Annotated in this window: 20 protein-coding genes; 8 read left to right on the top strand and 12 right to left on the bottom strand. The window is 38.4% G+C overall.

The features are described from left to right. The first annotated feature begins 52 nt into the window (after positions 1-52). A complete protein-coding gene (locus tag B554_RS18365; protein WP_081400256.1) occupies positions 53-187 on the top strand; it encodes a hypothetical protein in 135 nt (44 codons plus the stop codon). Between the two features lie 186 nt (positions 188-373). Here B554_RS18365 and rho read toward each other — a convergent pair whose 3' ends face one another. Together rho and trxA are read right to left on the bottom strand one after the other, a co-directional pair. After that, a complete protein-coding gene (gene rho / locus B554_RS0101055; RefSeq protein WP_001054522.1) occupies positions 374-1642 on the bottom strand; it encodes a transcription termination factor Rho in 1269 nt (422 codons plus the stop codon). Between the two features lie 320 nt (positions 1643-1962). Beyond that, positions 1963-2289, bottom strand: a complete 327-nt coding sequence (trxA, locus tag B554_RS0101060) for a thioredoxin (protein ID WP_002054512.1) — start codon at positions 2287-2289, stop codon at positions 1963-1965. A gap of 279 nt (positions 2290-2568) precedes the next feature. Between trxA and ppx the strand changes: the two genes are divergently transcribed. Genes ppx through B554_RS0101085 form a run of 5 tightly spaced genes read left to right on the top strand, consistent with a single transcriptional unit; the run spans position 2569 to position 7668 of the window. After that, positions 2569-4089: an exopolyphosphatase gene (gene ppx / locus B554_RS0101065; protein WP_004698565.1), complete on the top strand. Its 1521-nt coding sequence runs from the start codon at positions 2569-2571 to the stop codon at positions 4087-4089. 18 nt (positions 4090-4107) lie between these two features. Then, positions 4108-4929 carry an acetyl-CoA carboxylase carboxyltransferase subunit alpha gene (locus tag B554_RS0101070; protein ID WP_004698563.1) on the top strand — a complete coding sequence of 274 codons (822 nt, stop codon included), beginning with the start codon at positions 4108-4110 and terminating at the stop codon, positions 4927-4929. After that, positions 4866-6266, top strand: a complete 1401-nt coding sequence (gene tilS / locus B554_RS0101075) for a tRNA lysidine(34) synthetase TilS (RefSeq protein WP_081400257.1) — start codon at positions 4866-4868, stop codon at positions 6264-6266. The genes B554_RS0101070 and tilS overlap by 64 nt, the downstream gene beginning before the upstream one ends. Continuing rightward, positions 6241-7077, top strand: coding sequence for a pyrroline-5-carboxylate reductase (gene proC / locus B554_RS0101080; RefSeq protein WP_077169012.1), 837 nt, complete (start codon positions 6241-6243; stop codon positions 7075-7077). The genes tilS and proC overlap by 26 nt, the downstream gene beginning before the upstream one ends. Positions 7078-7098: 21 nt before the next feature. Further along, the gene (locus B554_RS0101085; RefSeq protein ID WP_002054582.1) at positions 7099-7668 is read left to right on the top strand and encodes a YggT family protein; all 570 of its coding nucleotides are present in this window, start codon (positions 7099-7101) and stop codon (positions 7666-7668) included. A 60-nt stretch (positions 7669-7728) separates the two neighbouring features. Here the strand turns inward: B554_RS0101085 and polA are convergent, their stop codons facing one another. Continuing rightward, complete coding sequence (polA, locus tag B554_RS0101090) at positions 7729-10500, bottom strand: DNA polymerase I (RefSeq protein WP_019456652.1); 2772 nt, start codon at positions 10498-10500, stop codon at positions 7729-7731. A 154-nt stretch (positions 10501-10654) separates the two neighbouring features. On the opposite strand from polA, the gene B554_RS0101095 reads away from it, so the two are divergent. Then, positions 10655-13468 carry a DUF2339 domain-containing protein gene (locus B554_RS0101095; protein ID WP_019456653.1) on the top strand — a complete coding sequence of 938 codons (2814 nt, stop codon included), beginning with the start codon at positions 10655-10657 and terminating at the stop codon, positions 13466-13468. Here the strand turns inward: B554_RS0101095 and B554_RS0101100 are convergent. Together B554_RS0101100 and B554_RS0101105 are read right to left on the bottom strand one after the other, a co-directional pair. Then, positions 13458-14375: a mechanosensitive ion channel family protein gene (locus B554_RS0101100; RefSeq protein ID WP_019456654.1), complete on the bottom strand. Its 918-nt coding sequence runs from the start codon at positions 14373-14375 to the stop codon at positions 13458-13460. The two genes, B554_RS0101095 and B554_RS0101100, sit on opposite strands and share 11 nt — an antisense overlap. 9 nt (positions 14376-14384) lie before the next feature. Beyond that, the gene (locus B554_RS0101105; protein WP_019456655.1) at positions 14385-15206 is read right to left on the bottom strand and encodes a hypothetical protein; all 822 of its coding nucleotides are present in this window, start codon (positions 15204-15206) and stop codon (positions 14385-14387) included. 96 nt (positions 15207-15302) lie between these two features. Between B554_RS0101105 and gspE the strand changes: the two genes are divergently transcribed. Continuing rightward, positions 15303-16793, top strand: a complete 1491-nt coding sequence (gene gspE, locus B554_RS0101110; RefSeq protein WP_019456656.1) for a type II secretion system ATPase GspE — start codon at positions 15303-15305, stop codon at positions 16791-16793. Between the two features lie 56 nt (positions 16794-16849). Here the strand turns inward: gspE and B554_RS0101115 are convergent, their stop codons facing one another. The 7 genes from B554_RS0101115 to B554_RS0101145 all read right to left on the bottom strand — a co-directional run bounded on the left by B554_RS0101115 (position 16850) and on the right by B554_RS0101145 (position 21814). Next, positions 16850-17281, bottom strand: a complete 432-nt coding sequence (locus B554_RS0101115; RefSeq protein WP_000051124.1) for an organic hydroperoxide resistance protein — start codon at positions 17279-17281, stop codon at positions 16850-16852. Between the two features lie 87 nt (positions 17282-17368). Then, complete coding sequence (locus tag B554_RS0101120; protein WP_019456657.1) at positions 17369-17806, bottom strand: MarR family winged helix-turn-helix transcriptional regulator; 438 nt, start codon at positions 17804-17806, stop codon at positions 17369-17371. 157 nt (positions 17807-17963) lie between these two features. Then, positions 17964-18341: a DUF4951 domain-containing protein gene (locus tag B554_RS0101125; protein WP_004698537.1), complete on the bottom strand. Its 378-nt coding sequence runs from the start codon at positions 18339-18341 to the stop codon at positions 17964-17966. A 14-nt stretch (positions 18342-18355) separates the two neighbouring features. Then, positions 18356-19180, bottom strand: a complete 825-nt coding sequence (locus B554_RS0101130) for a carbon-nitrogen hydrolase family protein (protein WP_019456658.1) — start codon at positions 19178-19180, stop codon at positions 18356-18358. Positions 19181-19206: 26 nt separating this feature from the next. Beyond that, positions 19207-19728, bottom strand: a complete 522-nt coding sequence (gene gigB / locus B554_RS0101135) for an anti-anti-sigma factor GigB (RefSeq protein WP_000103065.1) — start codon at positions 19726-19728, stop codon at positions 19207-19209. Positions 19729-19830: 102 nt separating this feature from the next. Continuing rightward, on the bottom strand, positions 19831-20799 hold the full coding sequence (gigA, locus tag B554_RS0101140; protein ID WP_004698533.1) for an RsbU family protein phosphatase GigA: 969 nt from the start codon (positions 20797-20799) through the stop codon (positions 19831-19833). 115 nt (positions 20800-20914) lie between these two features. Further along, positions 20915-21814: a VacJ family lipoprotein gene (locus tag B554_RS0101145; protein WP_019456659.1), complete on the bottom strand. Its 900-nt coding sequence runs from the start codon at positions 21812-21814 to the stop codon at positions 20915-20917. Between the last annotated feature and the right edge of the window lie 208 nt (positions 21815-22022).

A 22022-nucleotide genomic window follows, 5' to 3' on the forward strand; every position in this document is an offset into this window, starting at 1 on the left:
AAGTTAGGCTGTTTGGCTTTTATTATTCCTAAACGTAGCTAGGTAACAACGCATGGAGCAGTCTAACTGGTCTGCCGCTATGCTATCACTGCGCATGTTGAAATACTACTGCCACCTGTCAAAAAAGCGCAGAAAAAATCAAAAAACAGGCTGTTTTTTAACAGAAAAAAACAATCAATTAGTTTGAATATATTGGAAAAGGTGTGAATAAGCTATTAAAAAACCTAATTTTTTTAAATTAAAAATATTTGTTTTCAAAAGCTTAAATATATTCTTACATAGAAAATAACAAAATGTATTTTTGTGTAAAGCTTGTCAACCAAATAAAAAAGCTACTCAATAGAGTAGCTTTTTTCAATGATAATAAAATTGATTAAGTTGAAGCTTTACGTTTCATTTGATCAAAGAAATCATCATTTGTTTTGGTTTCTTTCATACGATCAAGTAAGAATTCCATAGCAGCCAACTCATCCATAGGGTGAAGAAGTTTGCGGAGAATCCAGACTTTACGTAATTTATCTTCATCCATTAAACGTTCTTCGCGACGTGTGCCAGACTTTTTGATATTCATGGCAGGGAAGACACGCTTTTCAGCAATACGGCGATCAAGTGTAATTTCTTGGTTACCAGTACCTTTGAATTCTTCGTAAATTACATCGTCCATTTTACTGCCAGTTTCAATAAGCGCAGTAGAAATGATCGTTAAAGAACCACCTTCTTCGATGTTACGTGCAGCACCAAAGAAACGTTTAGGACGTTCTAATGCGTGAGCATCTACACCACCTGTTAGTACCTTGCCAGATGAAGGAATTACAGTGTTGTATGCACGAGCTAAACGAGTAATAGAGTCAAGCAAAATCACAACATCTTTTTTATGTTCAACAAGACGTTTTGCTTTTTCAATCACCATTTCAGCAACTTGTACGTGACGGGCAGGTGCTTCATCAAATGTTGAGGCAACAACTTCACCGCGTACAGTACGCTCCATTTCAGTTACTTCTTCTGGACGCTCATCAATAAGTAAAACAATAAGGAATACTTCCGGATTGTTTCTAACAATAGATTGCGCAATGTTTTGAAGTAACATTGTTTTACCCGCTTTTGGCGGTGCAACAATAATTGAACGTTGACCTTTACCAATTGGGGCAACTAAGTCGACAACACGAGCAGTTAAGTCTTCTGTCGTACCATTACCTAGTTCCATAACCAATTGTTCGGTTGGGAAAAGAGGAGTTAAGTTTTCAAATAAAATTTTATTTCGAGAATTTTCTGGCGTGTCGTAGTTAATTTGATTAACTTTGAGCAACGCAAAATAACGCTCACCTTCTTTTGGAGGGCGAATAGTGCCTGTGATGGTATCACCTGTACGCAAGTTAAAGCGTCGGATTTGTGAAGGACTCACATAAATATCATCCGGACCTGCTAAATACGAACCTGCGGCAGAGCGCAAAAAACCAAAACCATCAGAGAGAATTTCAAGAACGCCGTCACCAAAAATTTCTTCGCCATTCATTGCATGGCGTTTCAAGATGGCAAAGATAATATCTTGCTTTCGGTTACGAGCCATACCTTCAAGGCCCATAAATTCAGCAATTTTAATTAGTTCGCCGATTGGTTTTTTCTTGAGTTCAGTTAAATTCATAAGGGTCAGAATTAGGAAAGAGTAGAGTGTGGTTTAAAAGAAGAAAAATCGCTCGCATACAAAAAAGAGTATCGCAATTGTATTTACACAATAACAATTCAGAAGTCTGATTAACTGTTTCGAAGAGAAATGTGAAAAAACAATTTCTGTTGCCGAGTGGCGATCTTTATGTTTGTGTCTTGTAAGAAGCCGGACAGAAGACGATTCCCTTCAGTGCCTCTTGAGCATGCAATATAAGTGAGATCAGCTAATTTGTCAATTTATAGCCGAAAAAAATACGCTATATAGGTATAGCGTATTTTCATCTATAACGTTTCGTTTTAAACGTTTTCGTCAATAAAGCTAACGAGTTTAGAACGAGGTACAGCACCGATTTGTTGAGCTACTACTTCACCATTTTTGAAAAGTAATAGAGCAGGAATATTACGGATATTGTATTTTACTGCAGTATCTTCACAAGAAGTCACGTCAACTTTAACGATTTTTACTTTACCAGCATATTCACTTGATAAATCTTCAAGAACAGGTGCAATAGCTTTACAAGGCGCACACCAACCTGCCCAGAAGTCAACAAGTACAGGTGTTTCAGCATCAAGAACATCTGCTTGGAAGTTATCATCAGTTGTATTTACAATAGTCGCAGACATGGTACGGCTCCAATTTTTAGAAAAAAGTGCTATCACTGTGTGAGGATATAATCTCTATCAGTATTACATAGCTACTTAGTTCAATGTAAGGGTTTGATGCTATTATTCAAGGCTTAACTAAATTTGTCTAATGGATGCTCACGATATTCATCATCGGCTTGTACAATCGTTTAACAATTAGAAAAATATCGATGGCTAATAAATGTTGATGAAAATGGCTTTTCAATTGCATTCTTGTGAATTACTCTAGGCGTGAATTGTTATGGGTTTAGTTCAATAATGTCTGACTTTCTGATTGATGAAGAATTACTTGCTGCCATAGATATGGGGTCGAACAGTTTTCACCTTGCGATTGCACGGGTAGATCACGGTGAAGTTAAAAAAGTGGCTTCAATGTCAGAGAAAGTACAGCTTGCAGCTGGTCTGGATGAAAATAAAAACCTAACAGAAGCAGCGCAACAACGTGGATTAGCATGTTTAGCTCGTTTCGTTGGACGTTTAAGTTCGGTTCAACCCAATCGTTTAAGAATTGTGGCAACCAACGCTTTACGTCAGGCTAAAAATGGTCATGAGTTTATTCAAAAAGCGGCCGAAATTTTACCTAAACCTATTGAAATTATTGCGGGTCGTGAAGAAGCTCGTTTGATTTATCTTGGTGTATCTCACACGATGGCTAATGGCGGACGTCGTTTAGTTGTAGATATTGGTGGGGGATCTACCGAGTTTATTATTGGCGAAGAGTTTGAGCCAATTTATACCGAATCATTACAAATGGGATGTGTGGCGTATACAAAAGCTTATTTCGCTGATGGCGAAATCACACAAAAAGCCTTTGATAAAGCTGTAGTCGCTGCCCGTAAAGAACTTTCAGCAATCGCAACGACTTATAAGATGGAAGGTTGGGATACTGTTGTTGGCTCAAGTGGAACGATTAAAGCTTGCCGTCAAATTATGGTGAATATGGGGTTAAGTGACGAACAAGAAAATGTCACTCGAGAAGGCCTATATAAACTCAAAGATAAACTACTTAAGTTCAAAAATATTTCTGAAATTGATTTTGAAGGTTTACGAGAAGATCGACGAGCAGTTTTGCCAGCCGGATTGGCAATTTTGTACGCAGTTTTTGAAGTTTTAGAAATTGAACGTTTGGCATATTCTGATGGTGCATTACGTGAAGGGGTCATGTATGACCTGTTAGGTCGTTTCAAGCATGAAGATATTCGAGATCGTAGTGTACAGGCCTTAATGGGGCGCTATAACGCCGATCCTAAACAAGCAGAACGTGTCGTAAATACAGCCCAACATTTATTTGATGGTGTTGCAAAATCACTTAATTTAACCAGTGAAGACAGTGACTTACTACGTAGAGCAGCCTATTTGCATGAAATTGGTTTAGCAATTAGTCATGGTGGTTACCATCGTCATGGTGCTTATTTATTACAGCATTCTGATATTCCTGGTTTCTCACAAATTGATCAAAATCATCTTTCACATTTAGTTGCTCACCATCGACGTAAATTACGTAATGATGTAAAAAATGAAGTTTTGAAGGCTGGCGGTAATAAATTACTTTACTTAAGTTTATTACTTCGCCTTGCAGTTTTACTCAATCATAGTCGCAGTGATCAGATGCTTCCTGCCATTGAATTAACCATCATAAATGATCAACAATGGCAGCTTAGTGTTTCTGGTGATGCCAAACAATGGCCATTGTTAGTTGCCGACTTGCATGATGAGCAAGAGCAGTTTAAGCATTGGGACATTGAATTGAATATTCAGTCGGAAAAATTTATCGATTAAAGGGATAATATTCGACCTATGAAAAAAGCTACTCAGTCCAAAGCGTGGACAACGGTTCAAATTGCACGTCATCCTGATCGTCCGCAATTTCTAGATTATGTCGGTGAAATCTTTACAGAGTTTGATGCCTTGCATGGTGATCGTTTGTTTGGTGACGATGGTGCGATGGTAGGTGGTCTTGCTCGTTTTGACGGTCAACCTGTGATGGTCATTGGACAACACCGTGGTCGTAGTACCCGTGAAAAATTAAAGCACAACTTTGGTATGGCGAACCCAGAAGGTTATCGTAAATCTCAGCGTTTATTAGATATGGCTGAGCGTTTTAATCTTCCAGTCTTTACATTTATTGATACTATGGGTGCTTACCCAGGTGTTGGTGCTGAAGAGCGTGGACAAGCTGAAGCAATTGCAACGAGTCTTGCTCAACTTTCAAGTTTGAAAGTTCCTGTAGTTGCAACAGTACTCGGTGAAGGCGGTTCTGGTGGTGCTTTAGGTATTGGTGTTGCTGACCGAGTAATTATGCTATCTCATAGTATTTATTCTGTTATTTCACCAGAAGGCTGTGCATCTATTTTGTGGAAGACTGCTGAAAAAGCGGCTCAAGCAAGTGAAGCTTTAGGTTTGACAGCAGATAAGCTGCAATCTTTAGGTATTGTTGAATATGTAGTAGATGAAGGCGAAGGGGCTCATTTAGACCCTGAGCGCGTTATGCAAAATCTAAAAGTAGTTTTGAAGCAAGCTTTAGATGAATTGCTACCAATGGATGCAAATGAACGATGCGAAGCGCGTTATCAACGTTTAATGAAGTTTGGCAGCGAAAATTTAGGCATAGCGTCTTAAAGCAGTCTCAAGAGTTTTCAGAGAATAGCTCTTTTCTTATTGGATGTAGTGGCGGCATGGATTCAATGCTGCTGCTACATTTGATGTCTCAAATTTTCCCTCAAAAGATCCGAGTAATTCACATTGATCATCAACTGCAAGAACAAAGTGCAGAATGGTCGAAACTAGTTGCTAATCAAGCAATAAGTTTAAACATCCCTTATATTATTCAAAAAGTCCAAGTTACTGATGGTAATTTGGAAGCTCAAGCACGTCAGGCACGTTATCAAGCTTATCTACAGCATTTACAACCTAATGAAACTTTAGTGCTTGCACACCATCAACAAGATCAAGCCGAAACAGTTATATTAAGATTGTTGTCAGGAGCTGGTGTTGATGGACTTGCTGCTATGCAGTCTATTGATTATCGTGTAGATATGGCGATTTGGCGTCCTTTTTTAGATTTAACTCGTGAACAAATTGCTGCTTGGACCGCTCAACTTGAAATTGAGTATGTAAATGATCCTACAAATTATGATATTCATTATGATCGGGCATGGTCACGTGAAGAGCTTTGGCCATTCTTAAAAAACCGATTTCCAAAAATGCAGCAGGCTTTAAGCCGAACCAGTTACCTGATGCAAGACGCTTCTGAAATTTTAGAAGAAGTTTTAAAAGTTGATTTAGAGCATTGTGGCACGGCTGAGTGTTTAGATTTAACTAAATTACTAGAGTTGACATCTGCACGTCAGCGTCAATTACTTTCTGTTTGGATGAAAGGTGATGGACAATATCGGCCTGCATTTGAAATGGTTGAGCGGTTAAAGAGTGAAGTAATTAATTCAAAGTCTGATGCGCAAGCCGCTTTGCACTGGAATCAGTTTTACTATGTTCGTTATCAAAATTACCTTTATAGATTAAGTAAGCAAGATTTTCTTGCCGAAACATTAGATCCGGTTGAAGCTGAACTCGAGCATGCATTTAAATTAGAAGAAAAATGGCAGGGGGCTTCTGGACTTTTTCATATTCTGTCTAAAGAAATTGGTTTGAGTCATTCTTTATTAAATAAAGAATTGAAAATAATTCGACGTCAAGGCGGTGAAAAAGTCCATTTATATGGTCGTGTTGGGCAATGGCCATTAAAAAAAGCAATTCAAGAAGCACATATTTTGCCTTGGCTTCGTCATACAATTCAAATATTAGTCATAGATAATGTTATGCTTGGGGTTTTTACACCGAAAGGATTTTGGTTGGCTCAGTCTCCGTATTGTGAGCAAGGAGGATGGCAACCAGATTTAATTTCTCATTCTTGTGATCTGGTAAATGGCGAATATGGTTATGACAAGTGCAGTAAATAGTAATATCTGTTTTATTGGTGGTGGTAATATGGCCCAAGCGTTGATTGGTGGCCTGATTTCAAGAGGTTTACCGCCAACACGTATTACCGTTTCAGATCCAGTTGAACAAATCCGCCATTTATTACAAGAAAAAGAAGTTCATGTAACGCAAGATAATGTGGCTGCAATTAAAAATGCGGATGTCGTTGTATTGGCAGTAAAACCACAAGTTTTGGCAACTGTTTTGCGTCCTCTAAAAGGGCTTTTATCAGATAAATTGGTTATATCAATTATTGCTGGTGCTGAAATTCAAACGATATCAAACTTAATTGATAGCAACCGAATTGTTCGCGTTATGCCAAATACGCCAGCCCTCGTTCAAACTGGTGCGCATGGTATCTATGCAAATGATGTGGTGGGCTCTGCGGATCGTGAATTAACGAGTCAAATTTTAGCAGCCACAGGCTTAACAATTTGGGTAAACTCCGAAGCTCAAATTGATGCGGTAACAGCGGTTTCTGGCTCAGGTCCTGCATATTTTTTCTATCTCATGGAAAGTATGATCCGTGCTGGTAAAAATTTAGGACTCGATGAAAAAGTTGCCACTGCTTTAACTCTTCAAACGGCATTAGGTGCAGCTCAAATGGCAATTACGAGTTCAAATACTCCATCTGAACTTCGTAAGAATGTGACATCACCAAATGGTACGACACAAGCTGCACTTGAAGTTTTTGACCGTGCACAAATCTCCCAAAATATTCAATCTGCATTGGCTGCTGCACAGAAGCGTAGTCAAGAGTTGGCTCAAGAACTGAGTGACAGTGCAAAATAGCTTAAATAGGATAAGACAACTATGGGTGCAAATTCTGCGCTAATTTTTGGAATTTTAATTAATGTCGCGATTTTATTGGTCTTTTTCCGTTTTTTAATGCAATTGGCGGCAGTAAGTCCTTATAATCCTGTGGTTTTATCGACAGTAAAAGCGACGAAAATTGTTGATATTTTTGGCCGAATTTTTCCAACGGTCGCAAAAGGCCGATTCAATTTAGCCGCGTTAGTTCTTTTAATTATTTTATATTTACTGAAAATTTTCGGTGTAATGTATCTTTCTGGCTCGATGCCAAATAGTCCGATTCATTTAGTGATTCTGACATTTGTGACCATGATTCAAGATTTGATTCGTTTCTGCCGTTATTTGATTTTTGCGACAATCATTTTGAGTTGGGTGGTTATGTTCACTCAATCGCGTTCACCTTATATTGAGGTGATTCAAGATTTAGCTGAACCATTACTGGCACCATTCCGTCGTTTGTTGCCTAATATGGGAATGATTGATTTGTCTCCAATTTTGGCATTCTTGGCACTGTATATTGCCGAGATCTTAATGAATGAAGTCGCTAAAGTTCTTTTAACTGGACTTTAAGTTGAGACGATAAAAAAGGGCTGTATTTCACAGCCCTTTTTTTATTGGTTTATTGATGACTTAGTGTGCGTCATCCCAGTTTTGTCCTTGCCCAACTTCAACCACTAACGGTACGGAAATTTCTACAACAGATTCCATGACTTTTGCGATTTGTTTTGAAAGTTCCTCAGCAATATTTTGATTAGCTTCAAATACTAATTCATCGTGTACTTGAAGTAGTAATTTGGCTTGATCTTTTGGCAAGATTTTATCAACTTCAATCATTGCAAGTTTAATAATATCAGCCGCACTACCTTGTAAAGGGGCATTGATCGCGGCACGTTCGGCAGCCTTACGCACCATTACATTTCGTGCATCAATATCAGGTGTATAAAGACGACGACCTAAAATAGTTTCAACAAAGCCTTGCTCTGATGCTACTTGGCGGGTACGTTGCATATATTCATAGATGCCAGGATAGCGTTGGAAATATTGCTTAATATAATTTTGCGATTCTTGACGTGTGAAGCCTAATTGACGAATTAAGCCAAACTCAGACATACCATACAGTAGACCAAAGTTAACTGCTTTCGCTTGGCGGCGTTGGTCATTGGTCACATCTTCAATTGCAATACCCAATACTTCTGCTGCCGTACGACGGTGAACGTCTTGACCATGTTGGAACGCGTGTACCAATGCTTCATCTTGAGAAAAATGAGCCATTAAACGAAGTTCAATTTGCGAGTAATCGGCTGCTAGTAAAACTCGCCCTTCTGGTGCAATGAATGCTTTACGAATTTGACGGCCAATTTGTCTACGAATTGGAATATTCTGTAAGTTAGGATCAGAAGAGGAGAGACGGCCTGTCGCTGTGAGTGCTTGATGATAACTCGTATGTACGCGATGCGTGTCGTTATGAGATTGCTCTACTAGACGGTCCGTATAGGTACTTTTTAGCTTTGCCAAACCACGATGTTCTAGAATAATTTCCGCTAAAGGATGTTCAATTTTTTCTAAAACACTTTCACTAGTGCTGTATTGCCCAGTTGCAGTTTTTTTACCGCCTTTAATTCCTAATTTATCAAATAGGATTTCGCCGACTTGTTTAGGTGAAGCAATATTAAAAGTTTCATCCGCAATTTCCATAGCCTGATTTTCAAGCCCTTCCATGGTTTTTGCAAATTCAACACTTAACTTGTCTAAGAATGCATGATCTAGTCGAATACCATCTTCTTCCATGCCTGACAAAATTCGGGCAACTGGCATTTCGATGTTGTATAAAATATTTTCTAATTCAGGGTGTGCTTTAAGTTTATTTGAAAGGACTTCATATAAACGATAGGTCACATGTGCATCTTCGGCTGCATAATGAGCAGCAACTTCAATCTCAATTTGATTAAAAGTCTTCTGTTTAGCACCTTTACCAGCAATTTGTTCAAAAGTCGTGGTTAAGTGACTTAAGTAGACACGAGCTACATCATCCATGCCATGACGAGTTGCTGCTGCATTTAGTACATAAGATGCCAGCATGCTATCGAAATACCAGCCTTTAAGCTCTATACCGTGGTTTGCAAAAATATGGGCGTCGTATTTAAGGTGATGACCAATTTTTTTAACTGCTTCATTTTCTAGCACAGGCTTAATTTGAGCCAGAATTTGTTCACGATTCAGTTGTTGTGGTGCATTTTCATAGTTATGTGCTAAAGGCACATAGTAGGCATCTTGTGCATCAAAGGCGATTGAAAAACCGACCATTTCTGCAATACGGTAATCAAGACTTGTGGTCTCTGTATCAATAGCAAAATGATCGGCATTTTGCATGCGTTGCCAGAGTTGATCCCAAGCTTCTTGAGTTAAAACAGTATGATAATTTGCAGTTCCAAGCTGGTCATCTTGACTAGTTAAGCTGGCGTGATCTTCGGTTTCTATCGTTTCAGCAGGTTTAACTTCATTTTGAACCACTGTCTGTGAAGCTTGCTGTTTGTAGCTTGAACTATTGGGGTTGTTTGGATGATCAAGCGATTGTAATTGGTTTCTAAACTCAAGCTCAGTGTATAGATTACGCAAAGCCTCTACGTTTGGATCAGTAAGCTTTAACTCATGCCAGTCGAGTTCTAAAGGAAGATCGCAAACAATACTTGCCAATTGATGATCAAGCTTAATGTTATCTAAATTGTCTTTAATATTTTGGCTCAGTTTGCCTTTAAGCTGTTCTACATTAGCAATGATATTATCTAAAGTGCCATATTCGGTCAGTAACTTGGCTGCTGTTTTTGCACCTACGCCAGGCACGCCCATAATACCGTCAGATGCATCGCCCATTAGAGTCAAGTAGTCGATAATCTGATTTGGCCAAACACCAAATTTTTCAAATACGCCATCGATATCCATGACGCGATCTTTAAAGCTATCTTCTAATTTTACATGGTCATTGACGAGCTGAGCCATGTCTTTATCTCCAGTTGAGATAAGGACATGATGGCCCTCGAGTACGGCACGTTTAGCAAGTGTACCGATAATGTCATCAGCTTCAGCACCCGGAAGGCTATATAAAGGAATCCCTTGAGCTTTAATCAATGCATGCAAATATGGAATCTGTTGAGATAACTCTTCAGGCATGGTTGGGCGATCACCTTTATAAATGGGTGAAAGCTTATGACGGAAAGTTGGCTCAGGCGTATCAAAAATGACAGCCATATGTGTTGGCTGCATACGGCGCATTAATTTTTGAATGGCAGAAATTGCTCCACGTATTGCATTGGTATGTAACCCTGTAGAGGTCGTCAATGGTGGTAATGCATGATATGCACGAAATAAAAAATAGGACCCATCAACCAAGACAAATGGTGGCATTGAACAATTCCTTAATTTGAATTAGGGGTATTTTACGTGAAAATGGCTATGAATGCAGGTTTATGATTTTTGCAGTATTTTGTATGTATAAATATACGCTTGTATTGGCTTGAAGTAAGATGACATGTAATGAAGGTGTCATATTACTAAGCCCATGTATAAAAAAGACAAACAGGGAATGATCGTCGTTTTGATCGCTTTGACTTTGTTTTTAGCCATTTCAATTGGTTTTAAATTTCAAAGCGCCGTTGTTGCTTTATCTATTGCGCTCACTGTCATATTAGTTCAATTTTTATCAAATTTGCATCAGCGTTTAATTCATTTAGAACAACAGTTTTCTCAGCAGAAAACGCCACTTTATTCTATACACATACAAAGAACAGTAATTTATGCAGCCGCCTTGGTTGCATTAGTTGCTTATATTAATCATTGGATGTGGATTGCTGGTGGGGCATTACTGGTTTTATTGTTATGTTTGATTCAAATCATTAGTGCATTTCATACTCGTCTATTGTTCCTTGAGTCAGCAAAACAAACTGTTCGTGTAAACGATACTCTACAAACAGAAGCTATAACTCCAGCGATAGAGCAAGTTGATCTAAAAAATATCGTTGAGCCAGTCAAGCCAGCTCTACCTGAAACAATAGCTTCAAATCAAGAACAACAAATGGCCCATGTACAAAGCGCATGGTGGCAACCAGCAGTCGATTGGATGGTTCATGGCAATCCAATTTTAAGAGTTGCTGTTGCTGTGCTGATGGTTGGAGTAGTGTTGTTATTACGTTTTGCAAGCGAACACTGGCAGTTAAGCTTAGGTATTAAGCTGGGCTTTATTGCAATTGCTGGAGCTGTATTAACGGTATTTGGATATACCTTGCAAAAGAAAAACCAGCTTTTTGCTGTGGCATTGCAGGGTGTAGGGCTTGCGGTTGTATTTTTGACACTTGTGTTCTCACATCATTTTAGTGTCATTGCCAATATCACTACAGCGAGTATTTTATTTGCTATTTTATTAGCAATTACAGTATTCCTGAGCTTAAAACAACAAGCAATTTATTTGGCAATATTAGCACTCGGTATGGCTTATGCGGCTCCTTTAGTTATTCCGCAATATCGCCCAGATGTAATTTTTCTATTTAGTTATTACTTCGTCATTAATCTTGCAGTGGCTGCTGTTAATTTTATTCAGCCTTGGAAAATCCTAAATCAGATTGCTTTCTTTGCCACGATGTTTATTGGTGGTAGTGCAATCGCATTTTATGCTGAGCCAGCAAAATTTGACACATTAGACTGGATCTTATGGTGTCATATTGCTTTGTTTATTTGGTTAAGTGTTCGTTATAGCCAAAATATATCGCGGGTTTCAGAACATGATAAACAAGTGGGTATTCGTTTACCTCCACTGTTAGATGTTGGTCTTATTTTTAGTGTGCCTGTACTGGGTTTTACGCTTCATGCTTATTTAGTTCATGAGTCTACCCAAGCTTTGACGATTGGCGCTGCTGTATTAGCGGGTACTTATGCGGTATTAACTTATTGGATTAAAAAATCCCATCCACAACTTTCAGTTCTTGCCAAAAGCTTTTTCATTCTTTCCGTTGCTTTTTTTGCCTTAATTTTTCCACTCGCGAAAGGGGCACATTGGACTGCTATTGGTTGGGTTGCACAAGGTACGGCTTTAATCGTTTGGGGAGTAACTGAGCGCTACCGTTTAAGCCGATATATTGGTGTAGTTTTAGTTTTACTTAGCTCACTTGCACTGTTTTATCAGGTTTGGGCAAATGAAGAGTTCCCAACGCTAAGCACTAGCATTTATGCAATTGCTCAATTCATTTCAGCTTTTTATTTACTGCAATACAACAGTAAAGAACAACGTTATTTCAGTGCAAGCATGTTTAGTGGCATTTTCTTATGTCTAGGTATGTATGCGGGTGCTGTAGCAGGTGTAGAAATAATGGCATGGCATCATCATGCCTTAAGCCCATATTTGATGTTTGCCATAGCCCTAATCGCAATATTTAGTGCAGTTATTCATTATAAGCTTCGCGTCCAATGGGAAAGTTTACAGTTACTTTTAATTAGTCTGTTACTGTTACTAATTTTGGGTGAAGCTTTTACAAGTCAAGTTCTTACGTTGTTTAAATGGGTAGATTCATTACAGCAAATTACTTTCCTTGTTAGTACTATTCTTCTTAGTGGTTTATTTATTATCGCTCAACCGCAGTCGGGGGAGTCTAGCTACTTAAAAGTCTGGGCTGGTTTAAGCTGGTTAGTATTAGCGATAGTGGGTATGGCTATTTTTCCGCAAATGCCAATTGTGGCTTTGGCTTTTGTTCCAGGGGGGTATTCAATTTGGGCATATAAAGCTCATAAAACGACGTTGTTGCATCAAATTCCGGTGTGGTGTTTGAGCTTATTGTGGTTGCTTGCGATGAGTGTTGATATTCATTCTGCCGAGTACCTATATTTTGTTCCTTTATTTAACTTAACTGACTTACTTTCAATTGCGGGATTTGCAGGTCTACTCTTTATTATTTATCAACATGATTTTGATCAAGATAAGTCACTGGAGTGGACTTTTAAAATTACAACAATTTTAGTGGGATTGTTGGTGTTCAGTAGTGTGGTCGTTCGTGGCTTGCACCACTACTGGGCGACACCACTATGGAGCGTGGCAATTTGGACAAATGGAATAGTCCAATTAAGCCTGACACTACTTTGGGTTATTTTGGCATTTGTATTGACCACATACTCTAGTCGGAAAATGATTCGTCAACTCTGGTTTGTAGGTGCAGCACTTTTAGGGATTGTTGTATTAAAGTTGATTTTGCTTGATCTATCGCAAAGTGCAACATTAACTCGAGTTATTTCATTTATTGGAGCAGGTGGGGTAATGTTGATAATTGCTTATCTTGCACCATTACCACCATCATCCTCTGTGCAGAAGAATCAAGAGCCTAAGCTTTAGGCTCTCGTTTTAACTCTTTCTGGTTGCTGTATTGATCAATATCATCTTCAGCAAAAACAGTAGATGGACGATCAATTAATCCCATTTTAGGAACAGGAATTTCAATTTGGTTATCTAAAAAGCCATTTCGGATACGTTCTTGCATTTCATCTCGAACTTTTAAAGAATTTTCTTGGCGGCACCACATTGCAAATAAAAGTTCAATCGATGATTCCCTAAATGCAGTTACAGTTACCGCAGGTTTTGGGTCATCTAATACGAGTGGATAATTTGCTGCCACATTTAGTAAAACTTCGCGAACTTTAATAATGTCTTCGTGAAAGTTAATGGCGAGTGTAATTGGAATACGCCGTATCGGATATTTAGATAAGTTGTGTACAGGCGCACGAATGAGTTGTTCATTCGGCAAACGAATATAAACATTGTCGAGCGTGAGTAGCTTAACCGAGAGTAGGTCAATTGAAATGACTTCACCTTCGATGGTATTGCCACGAATGAGGGTAATTTGAATGGTATCACCGACTTCAAATGAACCTTCCCCAATCAAAAATAGACCACTAATTAAGTTACTGGCTGATGTTTGTGAAGCAAAACCAAGTGCTACTGTTAAAATCCCTGCCGCTCCAAGGAATACACTAAGTTTAAATCCTGCCTCTTTTAAACTCGTCATAATGAAGAGTAAGAAAATAAAATAAAAAATACCACGACGCCACACTAAACGTTGATGAGCATTAAAGCGTGAGCCAATAGTTCTAATAAATGTATTTGAAATAATGCGTGCAAGAATAAAACCAATAAAGCAAAGCACAACACCGACTAAAATTTCACTAATACGTTCGGTATTAATATTGGTAAATATACTTTTGAGACTATAAGCGATTTCTTTCGGAATATTTGTATCAGCCATATAACCCCCTTAAAAGAATGAATCAAACATATTAAATAGTGCACCACCAGGTGACCGCGGGGGATGAACATAAGTCACTTCACCAGCAAGAGGTGGCGTACGATTTTCAATACGAATACGGGCAGGACGGTCAGAGCCCTCATAATAAACTTTAATTTGAGAAGTCCATAAACGACCAGTACTTTCACTATAAAAAAGAGGTAGGGCAGTTACTGGTACATTCATACGATCAAAGCGTAATTGATGGTTACTGGTATTGTGAAAATCAATAGGTGTAACTGCACGAAACGCACGTGGTGTTAACAAGTTTAAATCAGTACGTCCATCAACAGAGGTTGCATAGCAAACTTCACCTTGCTGCGCATTAGGCCCAAACCATGTATCTTTAGGCTGAATTACAGGAATTTCAAATAAAGGCTCATGCTGACTTTCAACTAAACCAGCAATCCAGAGAGGCGTACTAATATAAAGTGTTCCTCGCTGACCTGCTGGAATATAAATCGGATCAATAGGTTTAATAACCACAGAACGATCTGCCAGACGTGGCATAAGTAAAAATTCTGAATTGGTCTTTCGAAACATATACCGTTCGACTTGAACATTATGTGGAAAAGCAAAATGTGGGTCGGCAACTGGATGCCAATCTTGCTCATTATCGTCTTGAAGAGATGGGCGATAATATTCGATACGCCATTCTTTTATACCGCGCGTTAGACGAAAAAGCATTGAACCAAATTGCCATGCTTTAGACTGATTAATTTCAAAGCGCTGTTCTCCCCACCATTTTAAGGAATTTTGGGGGCGAGGCTGATATTCATTATTTTCAAACAAGACGTAAAATTCCTCTACCGAGTTGTTAAACAGACTTCACGCTGTAATCTGCTTAGAGTACACTCAAAATCATCTTACTCATCATTATAAATTGTGATGCAAATATTGAAACAAATACAAGTTCCATATAGTTTTGCCAAGCGTCATGGTGTTTTATTTCGTTATGACGGTGATCAAGTATTTATTATTAGACGTCAAAATACTGAAAAAATTGCATTGCAGGAAGCAAGACGAATTCTAGGTAAGCCAGCTCACTTCCAATTATGTACTGAACAAGAATTTAATACGCTCTTAAGTACAAGCTATGCCGGCGATACAGGGGAATCACAACAAGTTGCAGCAGGTTTAGAAGATCATCCTGATTTATTAAGTTTGGCCGATCAGGTTCCTGAGACAGAAGATTTGATGGATCAGGAAGATGATGCTCCAATTGTTCGTCTGATTAATGCACTACTTTCAGAGGCAATTCGAGTAGGGGCTTCTGATATTCACATTGAAGCTTTCGAAAAGAAATTATCTGTACGATTACGTGTAGATGGTCAATTGCGTGAAATTGTACAGCCACGCCGTGAACTAGCTCCGTTACTTGTTTCACGTATTAAAGTTATGGCGAAACTCGATATTGCCGAAAAGCGTGTACCGCAAGATGGACGTATTTCTTTACGTCTTGCTGGCCGTGAAGTTGATGTCCGTGTTTCAACTTTGCCATCGTCACATGGTGAAAGGGTGGTTATGCGTTTACTCGATAAACAAGCGGGTCGACTCAATATGACTCACTTGGGTTTAATGGCAAATGACTATGAACGTCTAACGCAATTGGTACATCGTCCACACGGCATTATTTTAGTCACAGGGCCTACGGGTTCGGGTAAAACAACAACTTTATATGCAGCTCTATCTGATCTAAATGACAATACCCGAAATATCTTAACTGCCGAAGATCCTATCGAATATCAACTCGAAGGTATTGGTCAAACCCAAGTGAATACCAAAGTGGATATGACATTTGCTCGTGCTTTAAAAGCAATGTTACGTCAAGATCCTGATGTGGTGATGGTGGGTGAAATTCGTGACTTAGAAACTGCTGAAATTGCAGTACAAGCCTCGTTAACAGGTCATTTGGTTTTATCTACACTACATACCAACACTGCTATTGGAGCGGTTACTCGTCTTAAAGATATGGGGATTGAACCCTTCTTATTATCAAGTTCTTTAATTGGGGTGGTTGCTCAACGTTTGGTTCGTACTTTATGTCCACATTGTATGACATGGCGTGAAGCCGATACTTTTGAAAAGCAGGTTTTTCAACATATCTCGCATGAGCCAGCTTTAAAGTTACCTGAAGCCAAAGGGTGTGATCATTGCTCACATTTAGGGTTTAATGGTCGTACAGCGATTTATGAAATTGTACCTGTTGATGAACCTATGCGTCGCCTTATTCATGGCAATGCGGCTGAGTTTGAATTAGAAAACCATGCTCGCCAGTATTCAGGTTCAATTCGTGATGATGGCTTGCGTAAAGTGCTCTCGGGTAAAACTACACTCGAAGAAGTGCTTCGAGTAACCAATGAGGCAAGTGAAGCATAATTTGGAAGATATAAAAAATGCCCGATTTGATTCGGGCATTTTTGAAATATCAAAACTTATTCAGTCACAATATTAAAAGTCACATCAATATTATTGCGAGTCGCATTTGAATATGGACAAACAATATGAGCTGCTGCCACTAATTTTTCAGCTTCTTCACGGTCCATACCGATTAAGTAAACATTTAACGTTACTTCAATACTAAAACCTGTAGGAATTGGACCAATACCGACTTCACCTTCAACATAGGCATCTTTGCTAATATTAAATTTATCGCGGTTTGCAACAAACTTTAAAGCACCCAAAAAGCATGCTGAATAACCAGCTGCAAATAATTGTTCTGGGTTGGTTACGGCACCACCAGCACCACCCATTTCTTTAGGTACACCGAGTTGTACGTCTAATACGCCGTCTGATGAAGTTGCACGACCATCACGGCCACCAGTTGCTTTAGCTTTTGCACGATACACAACTTTTTCTAAAGACATCTTATTATTCCCAAATTAAATTGAATACAAATATATCGTACACGACTTAATTATTTTAACAAGCCAAATTTGTAAAAAAATTGATGATTATTTGGCTATATTTGTACGAAGTTGTGTTAGTTGATCTTTCAAACTAAGTAGGGTGGTCATGTCACAAGAACTTGCTTCCAAAATATGAGCTGGAATATTCACGGCTTGTTGCTTAAGTTCTTTACCTTTTTCACTTAGTGTAATAATTACTTGACGTTCATCTTCTTTTGAACGAGTGCGATTTACGAGTTGAATTGCTTCTAACTTTTTTAAAATAGGGGTTAAGGTCGATGATTCTAAAAATAGTTTGTTGCCAATCTCTGAAACGGTAATCTCATCTTTTTCCCATAGAACCAACATTACCAAATATTGAGGATAAGTAATGCCTAATGGAGTCAAAAGTTTTCTATAAAGCTGATTAAGAGCTAAATTTGTTGAATAAATGAGGAAACATAACTGATTCTCAAGCTTTAAATTTTGACAGTCTTGGTCCATATATTTCTCAGAAAACTAATAGATGCTTTTGTAGTATATCGCTTTATGTTTAATTTCTTAAATGCTCATAATTTTGAGTTATTGATAAAAATAAGATAACGCAAAAAAGAGTAATCGAAAAATTACCCTATGACTTGAAAATATGAATTTGGAACAGTTACCAGAGATCGGCAATTTTTTTCATTAAACGAGCACGGTATTTAGCAGTTGGATTATTTTCATTACGTTGTTGCTCTTGTTCGTAGAAATCTTGCCAAGCTGTAATCATTTCTAAAGTTGTTCCTTGTTTTTTAATCATAGAAACATCAGCTGGTTGAATATTCTCTAAACGTTGTCTCGCACCTTCTGCACCGGTTCCCCAACCAATAATTCGTTGTCCAAAAGCAGGGAGAGGGATATTTTTAGGAGTAGGTGGAAGGACATCTTGTTTAAGTTGTAAGTTTGGGGAAACAAAATGATTTGTTGCACCAAATTCAGCTGCATAACAGTGAATATTTGCCCCTAAGCAAAAAATGCTAATTAAATATTTCCACATGAATAATTAAGCTTTTAATAGTGAATTAATTTACGATGCGTCATTAAAGGCATTGATGTACGGACAAGCTCTTGAGCAGCTAAATCAAAAGGTACAGTAATTAAACCACTACCTTCATGCTCAATCATACTTAAAACTTGTCCACGGCTATCAGTTGCTCCTGCATGTCCCCAAGTTTGACGTTTTTCTCCATGCCAACCTTGCTGTGCTGCCCCTAAAACATAACATTGACTATCCATTGCACGAGCTTGTAATAAAAGCTGCCAGTGCATTTGCCCTGTTGTATAGGTAAATGCTGCTGGTGCAGTCAATAGATGAGCACCTTGTTGTCTCAAGGTTAAAGCTAACTCAGGAAAACGCAAGTCATAACATACCATTAGCCCGATATTGCCAAAAGGGGTAGATGTGACTACAACGTCTGTTCCAGGTTCAAAGAAGCGAGATTCTTGATATCCACCGACAGCATCGCCAACTTGAACATCAAATAAATGTATTTTGTCGTAACGTGCTTCTGTCCTTTCTGGACTAATACATAAGCTTACTGTGCGCACACGGCCATCTTGTATGATAGAACCATCTGGACGAAATGGGCACGGTAAAGTGCCAGCAACAATCCAAATTTGATATTGATGCGCAAGTTTCTCAAGTCTTTGCTGAATTGATTCAAATTGCTCAGCTGTTTCACGCTGTTTACCAGCAGCGAAACATACAAAGTTTTCTGGAAAAACAATTAAGCTTGCATTTTGAGCTTTGCTTTGCTGAATCAATGACTTGATTATTTGAAAGTTGCTTTCAATGTCATCTTGAGAATTCATTTGAACAACTGAAACAAGAGTCATATACAAATCCAGATTAGCAATAAAATTTAGGCATTTTGCTTATCAGATACTTGTTCAAGCGTGTCTTGTTCTTTCTGCAATTGCTTAACAAGTGGCTCAAACATATTCTGATTGTTTGCATTAAGTTTCATCAATGTCTTGTGTGCATCCAGCACGGTTCTTAGCATTGCATTATGAGTAATGTGTTCATCCGTTAGCGTCAAAGTACAAACGTTAGGATCGCCACAATAATTCAAAATGACAAAAACCTGCCCTAGCCCCATGCTGTTGGCTAAGGTTGTGATATCTGGATTGGTAGATAGCATCACAGCTTGAATATGATGAGTCTGTTTCAGTTTTAAGCCTAGCTTAGCTAAGATGCCTAATACAGTACTATCAATAAATGTTGTTTGGGTTAAATCAACGATTGCACCAACAACATTCTCTTGCTGTTCAATTCTGTTTAAAAGTTTGTCTAGACTTATACAAGAATGGGCTCGCACTTCACCAATAAGTTTGAAAATATGCGTTCCATTTAAGCTTGCATATTCAACATGACCTGTTGACATATAAATGCCATTTTCAGAGAAGGATAGAAAAATTATCACATAGTGCCATCTCAGACTCAAGAGTCCTTAAGTCGTATATTTTTTAATTGATTGATTTTTAAATTAATTCATTCGACAAAGACTAAAGATGGCAATGTCATCAGCAACATGATCAGGGGCTTGGAATGATTGATTTTGCAAATGTTGGACCAATTGTTGAAATTGATCATTCAATCCACCATCAAATGGTTCTAGTGCTCCATCTGAACAAACAATGAAACGCGCATGACGATTTAATGTACATACATGTTCTTCAACTTCCAATTCATCTGTTAAGCCCAGAGGAAAGCTACTAGTCGTTAAAATTTTTGGAGGTTGATTAGGTTCAAAAATAATTGGAGGAGGATAGTGACCTGCACTAGACCAGCGAAGATTATGCGTTTCAAGATTTAAAATACCGACCACAATCGTAATATGCTTTTCAATATTCTCTTGAACGAGCATTCCATTTAATTTTTTGATCAATTGTCGGGGTGTTTTAGAACGGCCATGAAAGGCGGCCATCCAAGAAGTTAATAAACTGCTTGTTACACCGTGTCCTGATACATCTGCAAGATAAAATAAAACTTCTTTATCGTTTAATTTCCAATAGTCATACCAGTCACCTGATAGATATGCGGAAGGTTGGAAAAAAGTTTCAACTTCATAATTTAATAAATCAATAGGATTCGGTAGTAAACGTTTTTGTAATTCTGCTGCCGAAGGTAAGTCGCGACTATCTTGATTGCGTTTATATTGAGCATCAATTCTTGTTAATGCTTTATTCAGATCTTGAGGTAACTGATTCCATACCCATCCAGCAAGAGCACCTGCCTCCCATGCCTGAGCTAATGCACTACCTTCATGTTCGAAAGCAATCACAATGGTAGGTAAACGCCATTTATAAGTCAGGAAATCTTGTACATCAGCAATTGCGATAATTGTTGGATCGTATAAATCGAGATCATCTATGTGAATGACTTGTAAGTCTGGAAGTGAATCCAGAGCTTGCTCTAAGAAAGGGATAGAGCGTGTCGGTTTAATAAAATACATAGAAGATATGATTGTCCTTTTTCAAGATCATTTTATCCATCATAGAGGATGTATAATCAAAATCAAGGTATTGCCTTTCTATATAGTAGATACAATACCTTGGTTTCCTCTTTAATTATTTCTTGCTTTTAGGTTGGCTATCATCTGGAACATCTTCAGATTCGTCATCATCGATGAAAGATACGTCTGCTGAATTACCTTTTTTCTCGGCAATCTGGAATGCCTTACGTTGAAGATACAAATCGCGAATCATCGCATATTGATCGCCTTGTATCGTTTGATCCAAATCTAAATACTGGGCACGTGTATCAACAGCTTGTAAGACGTTAGTTGACCAATACAAACCATCTTGGTTATCCATAATATACTTTTGTGGACGAGCTTGAGAGTCTACAGCTAAGCCTAAACCATCACGTAAAGTACTTGGGCCAAAGAAAGGTAGCATCAGGAATGGTCCAGAAGGAACACCATAGTAACCGAGAGTTACGCCAAAACTTTCATCTTCAGGTGGAAGCCCTAAGCGACTAGCGGGGTCAGCTAAACCTAAAGTTGTTAGGGTGTTCACAGTAAATCGGCCAAGTGTTTTTACTGCGCGACCAGGACGACCTTGAATGAGTTGGTTAACAGCATTCCATGGCTCACCCAGGTTTTTGCGGAACTGGCGATAGGAACCGCGAACATCTTCTGGTGTTTTTTCATTATATTGAACTGCAACGGGACGCAAAAAGTTGCGATCTAGCATGTCATTAAAAGAATAAATAGGGCGGTTTAATGACTGTAATGGATCTTTTACTGTGTCAGGTTGAGCAGCGTTTGCATTGATTTTTAAATCTTTAGCTTTTAGACCTTTTAAGTCTTTAATAATTTGTGAGCGGGGGCGGCTCTGCTCAGCCTCTGTCGAAGCGACATCTTCCGAACTCGCGGTAGATCCTTCAGTAAGATTTTCTTGAGCGTGTGCTGATGTATAAATACCAACAGTTAATAAGCTCGATAATAGTAAATTAGAATAATTCATATAATTCCTTAACCGCTAGCCAGGCTATCTATAATATGCAGTTGGATAGAGATATATTTTAATACAGAAGCGATAACCTATTATCAATGTAAAATTGGTCAAATAATATAGAAATATGGCGAAAAAGCCTAAAAATTGATCTGTTGAATAATAAAATATGAGAAAGGTATTGCAACAGGGAATTAATAGTCTATAATGCACATCCATC

Source organism: Acinetobacter sp. GG2 (assembly GCF_000292385.1).
GTDB classification, from domain to species: domain Bacteria; phylum Pseudomonadota; class Gammaproteobacteria; order Pseudomonadales; family Moraxellaceae; genus Acinetobacter; species Acinetobacter seifertii.